General features: G+C 63.2%; 10 protein-coding genes and 1 tRNA gene. 6 read left to right on the top strand and 5 right to left on the bottom strand.

From position 1 onward, the window contains the following. Positions 1-39: 39 nt before the first annotated feature. From MRBLMC3_RS16355 to gltB, 5 genes are all read left to right on the top strand, one after another. Positions 40-966: a complex I NDUFA9 subunit family protein gene (locus tag MRBLMC3_RS16355; protein ID WP_363738384.1), complete on the top strand. Its 927-nt coding sequence runs from the start codon at positions 40-42 to the stop codon at positions 964-966. Between the two features lie 156 nt (positions 967-1122). Continuing rightward, entirely contained in the window at positions 1123-1932 is an 810-nt protein-coding gene (locus MRBLMC3_RS16350) for an undecaprenyl-diphosphate phosphatase (protein ID WP_363738382.1), read from the top strand. Positions 1933-2097: 165 nt separating this feature from the next. After that, the gene (locus MRBLMC3_RS16345; RefSeq protein ID WP_363738380.1) at positions 2098-3549 is read left to right on the top strand and encodes an NAD(P)-dependent oxidoreductase; all 1452 of its coding nucleotides are present in this window, start codon (positions 2098-2100) and stop codon (positions 3547-3549) included. Continuing rightward, entirely contained in the window at positions 3549-4268 is a 720-nt protein-coding gene (locus tag MRBLMC3_RS16340) for a DUF2059 domain-containing protein (protein ID WP_363830558.1), read from the top strand. The genes MRBLMC3_RS16345 and MRBLMC3_RS16340 overlap by 1 nt, the downstream gene beginning before the upstream one ends. A gap of 86 nt (positions 4269-4354) precedes the next feature. Then, on the top strand, positions 4355-8893 hold the full coding sequence (gltB, locus tag MRBLMC3_RS16335) for a glutamate synthase large subunit (RefSeq protein ID WP_363738377.1): 4539 nt from the start codon (positions 4355-4357) through the stop codon (positions 8891-8893). Positions 8894-8915: 22 nt separating this feature from the next. On the opposite strand, the gene MRBLMC3_RS16330 is transcribed toward gltB, so the two are convergent. Further along, positions 8916-9383, bottom strand: a complete 468-nt coding sequence (locus MRBLMC3_RS16330; protein WP_363830555.1) for a hypothetical protein — start codon at positions 9381-9383, stop codon at positions 8916-8918. Positions 9384-9531: 148 nt separating this feature from the next. Between MRBLMC3_RS16330 and MRBLMC3_RS16325 the strand changes: the two genes are divergently transcribed. After that, positions 9532-9618, top strand: a tRNA-Leu gene (locus MRBLMC3_RS16325). 201 nt (positions 9619-9819) lie between these two features. Here MRBLMC3_RS16325 and MRBLMC3_RS16320 read toward each other — a convergent pair. From MRBLMC3_RS16320 to MRBLMC3_RS16305, 4 genes are all read right to left on the bottom strand, one after another. Further along, on the bottom strand, positions 9820-11457 hold the full coding sequence (locus MRBLMC3_RS16320; RefSeq protein ID WP_363830553.1) for a recombinase family protein: 1638 nt from the start codon (positions 11455-11457) through the stop codon (positions 9820-9822). Further along, the gene (locus MRBLMC3_RS16315; protein WP_363830550.1) at positions 11454-11885 is read right to left on the bottom strand and encodes a DUF2924 domain-containing protein; all 432 of its coding nucleotides are present in this window, start codon (positions 11883-11885) and stop codon (positions 11454-11456) included. Before MRBLMC3_RS16315 ends, MRBLMC3_RS16320 begins: the two co-directional genes overlap by 4 nt. Beyond that, a complete protein-coding gene (locus MRBLMC3_RS16310) occupies positions 11885-12214 on the bottom strand; it encodes a DUF3489 domain-containing protein (protein ID WP_363830547.1) in 330 nt (109 codons plus the stop codon). Before MRBLMC3_RS16310 ends, MRBLMC3_RS16315 begins: the two co-directional genes overlap by 1 nt. Before the next feature lie 458 nt (positions 12215-12672). Then, complete coding sequence (locus MRBLMC3_RS16305; protein WP_363830544.1) at positions 12673-14043, bottom strand: hypothetical protein; 1371 nt, start codon at positions 14041-14043, stop codon at positions 12673-12675. Positions 14044-14077 lie beyond the last annotated feature (34 nt).

Here is a 14077-nt window from a genome sequence, read left to right as displayed (position 1 = left end):
AGGATCATTCCCTTTGAACATACAGGCATGGGACGCGTGATGAAGGACAGTCTGGTTACGGTGTTCGGCGGCGGCGGCTTTCTGGGCCGGCAGGTCGCCCAGGCGCTCCTGGCGCGTGGCGCGCGGGTGCGCGTGGCGCAGCGCGATCTGTCGACCGCCCTGCGCGTCAAGCCGTTGGGCGCCCTGGGCCAGACCCAGTTCGTCGCGGCCGACATCCGCAAGCCCGAAAGCGTCGCCCGCGCCGTTGCCGGCAGCGACATCGTCATCAATCTGGTGGGCGTACTGTCCGGCGATTTCCAGGGTTCCCATCATGACGGCGCGGCGAACGTCGCCAGGGCGGCGGCGGAAGCGGGCGTCCGGGCGCTCGTCCACGTCTCCGCCATTGGCGCGGACGCGCAGAGCCCGTCCGCCTATGGCCGGTCGAAGGCCGAGGGCGAAGCGGCGGTCAAGGCGGCCTTCCCCCATGCGACCATCCTGCGCCCCTCGATCATTTTCGGGCCGGAAGACCAGTTCCTCAATCGCTTTGCGGAGATCATCCGCATCGCCCCCGTGGTGCCAGTGATCGCCGCCGACACCCGGTTCCAACCGGTCTATGTCACGGACGTGGCGCAGGCCGTCGCCAATGCCGCCGGGAATCCCGGTGAATATGGCGGCAAGACCTATGAACTGGGCGGGCCGCAAAGCTATACGATGCGGGAACTCAACGCCTGGATCGCCAGGGCCATCGGCCGGGAGCGCAGCCTGTGCGCCGTTCCCGCCTCTGTCGCCTCGTTGATCGCCATGCTGCCGGGCGGCCCGATCACGCAGGACCAATTGTCCATGCTGGCCAGGGATAATGTCGTCGCGCCCGGCGCGGAGGGACTTGCCGAACTGGGCGTCGCGGCCACGCCGATGGCGGCCGTCGCGGAGAAATGGCTGGTCCGTTACCGCAAGCATGGCCGCTTTGCCGGCCGTGCTCAGGCCTGATCGGTCGCAATCCGATCAGGCGGGCCGACATGGGACCGCGACAGGCCGTCTTGCACGGGCCATTCGCTTCTGCACAATGGATGCCACGTTCCTGACGCCCTTCCCCGTTCGGGGGAGGGCTTTCCCCTGCTTGCCCCATAAGGATCTCATCCGCCCATGGACCTGCATTATCTGACAGTCATCCTGCTTGGCATCGTCGAGGGGTTGACCGAGTTCCTGCCCGTATCCTCGACCGGCCATCTGATCCTGGCGAGCGAATTGCTGGGCTATGATGCGTCGACATGGGCGATGTTCAACGTCATCATCCAGTTGGGCGCGATCCTGGCGGTGGTGGTGCTTTACTGGCGTACATTCTGGGCAGTGGGCATGGGACTGCTGCGCCGGGAACCGACAAGCTGGCGCTTCCTGCGCAATCTGCTGGTAGCCTTCATCCCGGCAGCGATCATTGGCCTGGCGCTGCATGATCATATCGAACAGTTGCTGGGCGCGCCGAAGGTCGTCGCCTGGGCGCTGATCGCCGGCGGCGTCGCGATCCTGGCGATCGAGCGGATGGTGAAGGAAAACCTCTTTCACGGCATAGCCGACATTCCCCTCCTCCGCGTGGTCGGCATCGGCCTGATCCAGTGCATGGCCATGATCCCCGGCATCAGCCGTTCGGGCGCGACGATCATGGGCGCGCTGACGCTGGGGGTGGAACGGCGCACAGCGGCGGAATTCAGCTTCTTCCTCGCCATCCCGACCATGTTGGGGGCATCGACATTGGAACTGCTGAAGAATGGCGACAAGCTGACATCGGCGGCGGTGGGATGGGACAGCATCGCTCTGGGCTTCTTCGTGTCCTTCATCGTCGCCCTGCTGGTCATCAAATGGTTCGTCGGGCTGGTGTCGCGGCACGGCTTCGCGCCATTTGCCTGGTATCGAATCGTCGCCGGAATCGCCGCCCTGGCGTGGCTTTCCCTAAGATAGGTCCAAATCGGCCATATTAAGCGCAAGATTATTTCAGACTTGGGTGCATTCCAGCGCGTTTTTCCCATAAATATGTCATCTGTGCTGACCTAATTCGTAGAATCCACGTGACTCTGCGGGTTTTTCTGCTATGCGCACCCTGCAAATTCTTTTCAGGGACTCATCATGGCAGACAATCCAATGCTGAAATTCGTGGGAACGGGCCAGGCCTATCCCGAGAAGCGTTCGGCCGACGATCGCGCCGACGACTTCCTGGAAATCAGCCGCAGCTTCATCCTGGACAGGGCGGAGGAACAGGCGTCGCGCTGCTCGCAATGCGGCGTGCCCTATTGCTCGACCCATTGCCCGCTGCACAACCATATTCCCGACTGGCTGCGCCTGACCGCCGAAGGCCGCCTGCGCGAAGCCTATGAACTCAGCAACCTGACCAGCACCATGCCGGAAATCTGCGGCCGCATCTGCCCGCAGGACCGCCTTTGCGAGGGCAATTGCGTCATCGAATTTTCCGGCCATGGTTCGGTCACTATCGGTTCGGTCGAAAAGTTCATCACTGATACGGCCTGGAAGGAAGGCTGGGTCGAGCCGCTCGTGCCCGGCGCGTCGCTGGGGCAGTCGGTCGGCGTCATCGGCGCGGGTCCGGCGGGCCTCACCACGGCGGAATATCTGCGCGTCGCGGGCTATGATGTCCATGTCTACGACCGCCACGACCGCGCCGGCGGCCTGCTGACCTACGGCATTCCCGGCTTCAAGCTGGAGAAGGACGTCGTCATGCGCCGGATCCAGCGCCTGAAGGATGGCGGCATCGTCTTCCATGAAAGCTTCGAGGTCGGCCGCGACGCGACCATGGATGAACTGCGCAGCCGTCACGACGCCGTCCTGATCGCGACCGGCGTGTACAAGCCGCGCGACATCAAGGCGCCGGGCGTCGGCGCGCCGGGCGTGGTCAAGGCGCTCGATTTCCTCATCGCCTCCAACAAGGCCGGCTTCGGCGACGCCGTGCCGGAGCATGAGGACGGTTCGCTCCACGCCAATGGCAAGAAGGTCGTCGTTATCGGCGGCGGCGACACGGCGATGGATTGCGTCCGCACGGCGGTCCGCCAGGGTGCGACTTCGGTCAAGTGCCTCTACCGCCGCGACCGCGACAATATGCCCGGATCGCAGCGTGAAGTCGCCAATGCGGAGGAGGAAGGCGTGGAGTTCGTCTGGCTCTCCGCCCCCATCGCCTTCGAAGGCACCGACCATGTGACCGGCGTCAAGGTAACGAAGATGCGCCTCGGCCAGCCCGACGCATCGGGCCGCCGCGCCCCGGAACCCGATCCGGGCACGGAGCATGTGCTGGAGGCCGATCTGGTGATCAAGGCGCTGGGTTATGATCCGGAAGAACTGCCCAGGCTGTTCGGTGCGGAAGACCTGTCCGTCACCCGCTGGGGCACGCTGCGCGTCGATCACAAGACGATGATGACCAGCATGGACGGCGTGTTCGCGGCGGGCGACATCGTGCGCGGCGCCTCGCTGGTGGTCTGGGCGATCCGCGACGGCCGCGACGTGACCGAACATATGCACCGCTACCTGAAGGCGAAGGCCAAGGCGGCGGCCGGGGAAAGGGTGGCCGCCTGATGCGCGCCGCCTTCCTCCTCCTGCTGGCGACCCCGATCGCTGCACAGGCACAGACCCAGGCACAGGTTGCGGCGGCGGCGGCGGTCCAGCCTGTGGACCCGGCACTGCTGGCCAAGGCTCAGCCGATCGCCTCCATCATCTTGCCCGACGGCACCATGGAAAGGATGATGGGGCCGATGATGCAGAAGATGATGGGACCAATGATGGACGGCATGACCCGAATGCCCATCCGCGAATTCCTGAAGATGGGTGGCCTCGATCCGGAAAAGGCCGATAGCCTGGGTAAAGGCACGGTCGAGGAAATGATGGCGATCATTGACCCCAATTTCCGCAAGCGGATGGACGTGATGGTCAACAGCATGATGCCGGCCATGGGTCGCTTCATGGGACGCTATGAACCGGACATGCGGGAAGGCATGGCAGAGGCCTTCGCCTATCGCTACAGCGCGGCCGAACTGGACCAGATCAGCGCCTTCCTGAAAACGCCCGTCGGCGCCAAATTCGGTGCGGGCTTCATGGAGCTGGCCACAGACCCGCATTATATTGGCCGAATGCAGAAGATCATGCCTGAAATGATGCAGGCCATGCCGGAGATCATGAAATCCTCTGCGGAACAACTCGCCAAGCTGCCCAAGCCGCGAACCTATAATGATCTGACGAAGGCCGAACGCGAGCGTCTCACCGCGTTGATCGGCGCGGACGCGAAGAAGGCCAACTGACAATAGCGCCGGCCCCGCCGGCAACCAACGGAATGACAGCGGCCGTACCCAGGAACAGGGACGGCCACATGCAAGGGTAAGTCATCATGACCGACACCAATTTCATGGCCAGCCCCGAAGAGCGCGCACGGATCGCGGCCGAGGGCATGTATCATCCCCAGATGGAAGGCGACGCCTGCGGCGTCGGCCTGGTCGCCGCGACCGACGGTCGCGCCAGCCGGCGCGTGGTCGCCAGCGCGATCGACGCGCTGAAGGCCGTGTGGCACCGCGGTGCCGTTGACGCCGACGGCAAGACCGGGGACGGCGCGGGCATCCATGTGGACCTGCCGGTACGATTCTTCGACGATGCGATCGCGGATTCGGGTCACAAGCCGCTGCCCAACCGCCTTGCCGTCGGCATGATCTTCCTGCCGCGCACCGACCTCAGCGCTCAGGAAACCTGCCGCACCATCGTCGAGAGCGAGATCATCGAGGCGGGCTACACCATCTATGGCTGGCGCCAGGTGCCGGTCGACGTTTCCGTCATCGGGGAAAAGGCGCAGCGCACCCGTCCCGAAATCGAGCAGATCATGATCGCCGGCCCCATGCCGGAGGAACGCGATCAGGCCGAGTTCGAAAAGGACCTCTACCTGATCCGCCGCCGGATCGAAAAGAAGGTGATCGCCGCCCAGATCCAGGACTTCTACATCTGTTCGCTCTCCTGCCGGTCGATCATCTACAAGGGGCTGTTCCTCGCCGAATCGCTGTCGGTCTTCTATCCTGACCTGCAGGACGAGCGGTTCGAGAGCCGGGTCGCGATCTTCCACCAACGCTATTCGACCAACACCTTCCCGCAATGGTGGCTGGCCCAGCCGTTCCGCACGCTCGCCCATAATGGCGAGATCAACACGATCCGCGGCAACAAGAACTGGATGAAGAGCCACGAGATCAAGATGGCGTCGCTGGCCTTCGGAGATCACTCCGAAGACATCAAGCCCGTGATCCCGGCCGGCGCTTCCGACACCGCCGCGCTGGATGCGGTGTTCGAGGCGATCTGCCGCTCCGGCCGCGATGCCCCGACGGCAAAGCTCATGCTCGTCCCCGAAGCCTGGCAGTCGGCCGACGCCGAACTGCCGCAGGCGCATTCGGACATGTATGAATATCTCGCCTCCGTCATGGAGCCGTGGGACGGCCCCGCCGCGCTGGCGATGACCGACGGCCGTTGGGTCGTGGCCGGCGTCGACCGCAACGCGCTGCGCCCGCTGCGCTACACGCTCACCGGCGACAATCTGCTGATCGTCGGTTCCGAAACCGGCATGGTCGTCGTGCCCGAAACCACCATCGTCCGGAAGGGCCGCATGGGTCCGGGCCAGATGATCGCCGTAGACCTGCAGGAAGGCGTGATCTTCGACGACCGGGAGATCAAGGACCAGATTGCGGGCGAGCGCCCTTATTCGGAACTGATCAAGGACTTCATGACGGTCAATGATCTGAGCGAGGCGCCGTCCGCCCTGCCCGCCTGGGACAAGGCCGAACTGACGCGCCGCCAGGTCGCCGCCAATCTGACGCTGGAGGATATGGAGCTGATCCTCGCCCCCATGGTCGAGGATGCGAAGGAAGCGGTCGGCTCCATGGGCGACGACACGCCGCTGGCGGTCATTTCCGACAAGCCACGCACGATCAGCCATTTCTTCCGCCAGAATTTCAGCCAGGTCACCAACCCGCCGATCGATCCGTTGCGGGAACGGTATGTCATGAGCCTGAAGACGCGCTTCTCCAACCTGCACAACATATTGGAGCAGGAAGCGCAGAACAGCCATGTGCTGGTGCTGGATTCGCCGGTGCTGACCTCGACCGAATGGGCGAAGCTGAAGAGCCATTTCGGTCCGGCTGTCGCGGAAATCGACTGCACCTTCCCGGCCGAAGGCGGGCAGGAACAGCTTCGCGCCGCCATCGCCCGCATCCGCGAGGAAGCGGAGCAGGCCGTGCGCGAGGGCCGCACCGAAATCTTCCTGACCGACGAGCATGTCAGCGCCGGCCGCGTCGCCATCGCCGGCGTGCTGGCGGCGGCGGCCGTGCACACCCATCTCGTCCGCAAGGGGTTGCGCAGCTATGCGTCGATCAACGTGCGCTGCGCCGAAGCGCTCGACACCCATTATTTCGCGGTGCTGATCGGGGTCGGCGCGACCACGGTGAACGCCTATCTGGCCGAGGCGAGCATCGCTGACCGCCATGCCCGTGGCCTGTTCGGCGACCTGTCGCTGGAGGCCTGTTTCGAACGCTACCGCATCGCCATCAATGAAGGCTTGCTGAAGATCATGTCCAAAATGGGCATCGCGGTCATCAGCAGCTATCGCGGCGGCTATAATTTCGAAGCTGTGGGTCTGTCGCGTGCACTGGTCAACGATCTCTTCCCCGGCATGCCCGCGAAGATTTCGGGCGAAGGCTATCAATCGCTCCATTATAGCGCGAAGATGCGCCATGACGCCGCCTATGACGGTGCCGTGGTGCGCCTGCCGGTCGGCGGCTTCTACCGTCAGCGCAACGGGGGCGAGACGCATGCCTATTCGGCGCAGCTGATGCACCTGTTGCAGACCTCGGTCGCGACGGACAGCTATTCGACCTATCTGCAATTCTCGCGCGGTGTGCGCGACCTGCCGCCGGTCTATCTGCGTGACCTGCTGGAGTTCAACTTCGCCCGCGAGGCCGTGCCGATCGACGAGGTCGAGGCGACCACGGAGATCCGCAAGCGCTTCGTGACGCCGGGCATGTCGCTGGGCGCGCTCTCTCCGGAAGCGCATGAGACGCTGGCGATCGCCATGAACCGGATCGGCGCCAAGGCCGTGTCGGGCGAAGGCGGCGAGGATGCGAACCGCTTCAAGCCCTATGACAATGGCGACAACGCCAATTCGGTGATCAAGCAGATCGCGTCGGGCCGCTTCGGCGTCCATGCCGAATATCTGGGCAGCGCCGAGGAAATCGAGATCAAGGTCGCGCAGGGTGCCAAGCCCGGCGAGGGTGGACAGCTCCCTGGTTTCAAGGTGACCGAGTTCATCGCGAAGCTGCGCCATGCGACGCCCGGCGTGACGCTGATCTCGCCGCCGCCGCACCATGACATCTATTCGATCGAGGATCTCGCGCAGCTCATCTACGACTGCAAGATGATCAACCCGCGCGCGCGGGTCTGCGTGAAGCTGGTCAGCCAGGCGGGCATCGGCACCGTCGCGGCGGGCGTGGCGAAGGCACATGCCGACGTCATCCTGGTCGCGGGGCATGTTGGCGGCACCGGCGCCTCGCCGCAGACGTCGGTCAAATATGCTGGCACTCCCTGGGAAATGGGGCTTTCCGAAGCCAATCAGGTGCTGACCCTGAACGGCCTGCGCCATCGCGTGAAGCTGCGCACCGACGGCGGCCTCAAGACCGGCCGCGACATCGTGATCGCGGCGATCCTGGGCGCGGAGGAGTTCGGCATCGGCACGCTGTCGCTGGTCGCCATGGGTTGCATCATGGTGCGCCAGTGCCACAGCAACACCTGTCCGGTCGGCGTCTGCGTGCAGGATGAGCGCCTGCGCGAAAAGTTCACCGGTACGCCGGAAAAGGTCATCAACCTCATGACCTTCATCGCGGAGGAGGTGCGCGAGATACTGGCACGTCTGGGCTATCGCAGCCTGGACGAGGTGATCGGCAGGACCGAACTGCTGAAGCAGGTCAATCGCGGCGCCGAGCATCTGGACGATCTCGACCTCAACCCGATCCTCGCCAAGGTGGATGCGCCGGACGATCAGCGCCGTTTCAGCCTGACCGAATGGCGCAACCCAGTGCCGGACAGCCTTGATGCGCAGATGATGAAGGACGCCCGCGCCGTGTTCGAACGCGGCGAGAAGATGCAGCTCACCTATACGGTGCGCAACACGCATCGCGCCGTCGGCACCCGCCTGTCGGCCGCCGTGACCGAAAAGTTCGGCATGTCGACGCTGGCGGACGGGCACCTTACCGTGCGGCTGCGCGGTTCGGCCGGCCAGTCGCTGGGCGCCTTCCTGTGCAAGGGCATCAAGCTGGAAGTGTTCGGCGATGCCAATGATTATGTCGGCAAGGGCCTGTCGGGCGGCATCATCACGGTGCGCACCACCGTATCCTCGCCGCTGTCGAGCAAGGACAACACGATCATCGGCAACACCGTCCTCTATGGCGCGACCAGCGGCAAGCTGTTCGCGGCGGGCCAGGCCGGGGAACGCTTCGCCGTGCGCAATTCGGGCGCACAGGTGGTGGTCGAAGGCTGCGGCGCGAACGGATGCGAATATATGACCGGCGGCACCGCAGTCATATTGGGCAGGACCGGGGCGAATTTCGGTGCGGGCATGACCGGCGGCATGGCCTTCATCCTGGATGAAGATGGCAGCTTCCCGACACGGGCCAATCCGGAAAGCATCCTCTGGCAGCGGCTGGAAAGTGCGCATTGGGAAGCGGAGCTGAAGGCCCTGGTCGCCCAGCATGCCGTGGCGACCGACAGCAAATGGTCAAACACGATCCTGGACGACTGGGATCGCTGGCGCCGTTATTTCTGGCAGATCTGCCCGAAGGAGATGGTGAGCCGCCTCGCCCATCCGCTGAGCGATGCTCCGGCGGAAGTTGTGGCCGCCGAATAAACGGCGGTCCGGCAGAACGGCATCAATATGACATGGCAACGTCCGCCGGGGCATCCTCGGCGGACGTTCTGTCTCCGGCGGCCTGAGCGATCTTCATCCCATGCGGGCCGCCGTCGCCCGATCCACCATCAAGCCCCTCCAGGGATACAGACGACGCCCCTCCGGCCTGTGGCGGTTCAGGGACGGCCTCGCCCAGGTCATACCGCGCCTCATCATGGCGGACATCAGGATCGTTCGACCCATTCCAGTTTGCCAGGTCTGCCGCCATTTGCCGATCGGCCAGCGTGGGGCCGCATCCCTTGCAATCAACGACCGCAGGGCCAGTCAGACCGGCAGGATCAGAAAGGCTATCCTGCGGCATCGCGGCTTGCGGCAATGGCGTTTCCAGCGCGGCCCGCGGCGACGTCGTGGCATATAGGCCCAGCCCATAGCCCCCGGTGAGGGCCGTCGCCGCGCATGCACATGAAAATAACCAGAAGCGCGCGGACATGAGCAGCCCTTCCTCTATTCGTCACTCGTTCCCCGACTTTCTCCGGGCAAAACAACGCAAATGAAGATCGGTTGTTGCATGAGGAAAAAGCCTTTGCTAAGGGCCGCCTCCTACCAAGGCACCGGCCCCGCCGGTTCCCGGAAAATGTGCGGTCGTGGCGGAATTGGTAGACGCGCAACGTTGAGGTCGTTGTGGCCGAAAGGCCGTGGAAGTTCGAGTCTTCTCGACCGCACCATTCAGTCTTCGTAGCAAACCAAATTCACCCCCTCGGGGGCATCCCGCGTGAATGCGGCGCGGTTCCGCGGCATTTCGCGGCGCATCTTTTCCGACTTGCAGTCAGAGACGCGACTCCGCCCTTGGTTGGCGGCGCAAAAACGGCCGGATTCTCTGTCGAGAATAACTTGGCTTCACTGTGGTTTGCTCGATGGTTGGGCGATCAGCCAGCGAAGCCCAACAGCTGCTCCTGCTCCGCCCATTCGATCGACAGGTTCGCCGCGAGGAGGAGTTGGCGATTAAAATTCCGGGGTTGGGAGCCCTCGACGATCGCTTCGACAATCCGCGGGCTGAGCCACGCGAGGCGCAGGAGGCGAGCGAGATGGGTCCGGCAGCGCCCTTCGCGCTTACCGATCTGATGAAGGCTGAGTTCGGGGTTGGATTGGACAAGCTCCAGAGCGGCGTGCGCGTCCGCCAGCAGTGCGATCAAGTCGTCCTTCACTGGCTTTCCGGGCTTGTCGCCATCGATCCTCAGCTTGGCTTCGCGGAACGGCTTGCGGGCCGGAAGGGGAATGCTGAAACGCCAGCATGGCTGATTGGCCAGACCGAGAGCGGCGGGCTTAAGGGTAAGATCAAGACTGCCGCTCTCCACCTTGATCAACACGACCAGTGATTGGATCGCAGCATGTGCATCGCTTGGCCGCGTCAGGCGCGCAGCGAGGAGCTTGGCTCCCTCAAACATGGCACGGAGCAGGTCGGCCTGTTCGATGTTCGCCAACCGACGCAAGCCATGATCATCGCCTAGCAGCCTTCCAAGGTGATGCAAAACATGCCCGTCGAGCAGGCCCTGCGTAAACCGGGTTGATGGTGGATCGGCAGGGCGGGCAAGGTCTTTCCGGGTCTCGTAATAGGCGTAACGGCGAGTTCCCTTGGTGGTATAAGTCGGCACGATCTGCCGTTGGTGCCGATCGACGAGCAAGCCAACCAGTAGCGCGTTCTGTCGGTCATTCTTCGGCCGCTTACGCGGTGGAGCCTTCTCCTGGAGCTGCATCTGGACGCGCTCCCATAGATCCTCGTCCACGATCGCCTCGTGCTCCCCATCATGGGCGTTGCCCTTGTGGACGATCTTACCCCGGTAAACCGGATTCTTGAGCAGGTAGAACAAGCTGCCCCGCCGGAACGGGATGCCGCCGCGATGGGGACCGCTTACCCGGCGCTGCACCTTGGTGACGACGCCTTCCGCTCGAAGCTGCTCGAGCAAAGCCGGTACCGACCGGATCTCGAGGTAGCGTCGCATGATCGTCCTGACCCGCTCGACCTCCTCCGGCACCGGCACCAGCTTGCGCTCGACCACCTCATAGCCGAGCGGTACGGGACCGCCCATCCACAGGCCCTTCTTCTTCGAGGCAGCGATCTTGTCGCGGATGCGCTCCCCGGTGACTTCGCGCTCGAACTGGGCAAACGACAACAGGACATTCAGCGTCAGCCGTCCCATGCTGGTGGTCGTGTTGAATGCCTGCGTTACCGATACGAAACTGGCCTGCTTCGCATCGAGCCGTTCGACGATCTTGGCAAAGTCGGCGAGACTGCGGGTCAGTCGATCGACCTTATAGACGACGATGACATCAACCAACCCAGCGTCAACATCGCCAAGCAATGCCTTGAGGCCCGGGCGCTCCATGTTGCCTCCGGAGAAGCCGCCGTCGTCGTAGTGACATGGAACGAGATTCCAGCCTTCGTGACGTTGGCTCAGGATGTACGCTTCGCAAGCTTCGCGCTGGGCATCGAGGCTGTTGAACTCCTGCTCCAGCCCATCTTCGGTGGACTTGCGAGTGTAGACCGCGCAGCACAGCGATTTCACTTCCTGGGCTCCGTCAGCCCGAAGAAGCGATTGCCGTTCCAATGCGTGCCGGTGATCGCCTTGGCCACGGCCGTCAGCGATCTCCAGCGCTGCCCGTTGTATTCAAAGCCTTCGTCGAGCACGATCACCGTGTGGCCGGTGCCATGCCAATCGCGTACCAGCCGGGTGCCCACAGTCAGCTTGCGTGGCATGGGCTTCGTTGCCCGGTCCTCGTTGGGCGTTGCCGCAATCTGTCTTAGCAGCGACCTGGTCGATCGTTTGACCGCGCCCAGCCGTTGGGCCTGCAGCTTGTAGCCGATACCCATGCGTAGAAGATCAGCTGACATGTTGGGAGCGGGCGCGCCATAGTAACGCGCCCACTCTACCTTAAGACCCTCAAGTGGTAGCTCGGCAAGCCGCTCAAGTGGCATTCGGGGCGTACGGGCCATCAGACGGCTTCCACGCGGTACACGCGGCTCGCACCCTCCCTTTTCTCGCTGATAATGACATGCCCCTTCTTCCTGAGGCCAGTCAGAGCTGCGCGGGTCGTGTGGGTCAGCCATCCAGTTGCTTCCACGATCTGCTCGATCGTCGCGCCATCTGCTCGTGAGAGCAGTTCGAGGACCAGGCCGATCTTGCTGGCGTGTTGGCCGCTGGCTTCCTTCGCCGTCAGAGGTTTGCTAGCGGGCGTCGTCAACTGGTGGCTCTCAGCTTGTGGTTCGCGGGCCATCTTGCGCAGGTACTTGGCGGCAGGTTTGATTTCGATGGTATCGGGCATTGGGTGGTCTCCTGACATGGAGCGGCCCTGCGCCGCTTCCACCACCCAAGGCCCTGCCGATTCCATCGGTCAGGGCTCCAGCCGCGGAGCGGCTGCGATTCAGTGACAACACTAATGCTTGGTGTGTCGCTGAAGTCGAGGGAAATGTCGGGTTTTTGGGACTTGTACATGTCAGCGTTTACGTACGCCTGTCGGCGCCCGAAACCCTTCGACTTATTACTCCGTCCGCTTTGGAGCAGGTATGGGCTAGAAACGGACATTCTGGGCGCCAGGCGCTATGTCCGCTTTGCGCCATTGTTGCCGTTCAGCGATGTGATCGTCGGCCTTGGAAGCAGACATTCGTTTTCTAGAGGTCCGGGACGAGGCGCGCCGTTGCATACACCTGCTCAAACGTAGAGCGCCGCGCTGGTGAGCGGCCCGGGATCGGGCGGCAGGGGTGACAGAACGTAATAGCGATGTCAGATTGCACTAGCTTCGTCGGACACCTCAGAGGTGTCACCCCCTAGAGTGATGCTGGTCCGCGAAATATAGGGTTGGAAGTCAGGCAACAGCGACATGATGCTGCCATCCGGTTGAAGGAACTCGTGGTCCGCGCCAGGAATGAGGTCGGGATCGAGCGGAATCCGCGCATGGGGATTGTGCAGGACGACGGCACCCTCCACCCAGCTTTCTGCATAGGCCGGGTCGCGGACGTCCTGATGGAACATAGTCGGGCGCGGGTCATTCGGGTTCCCTTCGCCGCGTGCGATGCCGCTCCGGATCATCCTGACATCGCGGTTGCCGAAACCTGCGATGTAGCCGAGCCGGTTGAATTTCGTGATCGTGCCTTGGGGATTCAAAAATATAGCGCTGACATTTTCGGATTCGGGCAGTTCGAAGAAGTTCGATGGCTCGCGAGTATTGCCATAAACGTGCTCGATCAGCCGCTCGATCTGGCGCTTCCCCTCGACTATGGAATGGCGCACGCCGAACACATATTCGATAGCCAGCGGGGTAATCCGCGTCATCGCTGCGGGCGCGTGAAAATCCTGCAGGGCGATCACGAATGGAGCACCATCAACCCCAGGCGCATTCCAGTAGCGCTGCTTGTGATAGAGTTTGCGCGTCAGAGCCCGAGCAAGTTTGATCTGCACATAGTTTTCGAGATAGGCGCGGATCTCGTCGTCGGACCTAGGCTGCGGCACGGCTCCCACCTGCGGCGGGTTGGCGGTCGTGGCCTCGATCGCGATGCGACCGCGCGGCCCTGCAAGCAGGAGGTCCGGGACGGCCACGCCCTCTTCATGTGCATAGCCGAATTCGGTGAACGCCGCGAAGAGATAAAGCTCCCACAGCCGCGGATCGAAGCCGGTGGTCTGGAACTGCTCAACGAAGTTGCCGTCGGCATCCTCGAAGAAAGCCATCATTGCCCTGATCAGTTCGCGCGCAGGGGAGAAACGTTCCTGCTCGACCAGCACCTTGAAGATCGGATGCAATCTCGCCTCGGCCACAGTCGGCGTGAAAAAATCGACCGGCGCGCCCTCTTCATCACCCTGATAATAGCTCTCGTCCGGCAAGGCCGCGTGCTTCTCAATTGCTGCCGCGAGACGATCCTGTGCCTCGGCTAAGGTCGGGTGCGAGACATCCTGATCGATCGCGCGGAAGCGCCCACGCAGGTCCCGTCCCAGGACGATCCATCCGTAATCATGGTCGAACCGGTCCCAGGTGATGAGACCGAGCAGCCGTTCGTCTGCAGTTGCGAACCATGCCGCTTCCTGGATGATCAGCACGATCGCCGGCAGACGGGTATACCCTGCCAATGCGTCGAACCGTTGTTGGCTAATTGGGGTCATGGCGTCCGCCCGCGGCAGTCAGTGCCGCACGCTC

Source organism: Sphingobium sp. LMC3-1-1.1 (genome assembly GCF_040676285.1).
GTDB lineage: Bacteria > Pseudomonadota > Alphaproteobacteria > Sphingomonadales > Sphingomonadaceae > Sphingobium.
Note: the sequence above shows the minus strand (reverse complement) of the source record. Positions and strands in the feature narration are given on the sequence as shown.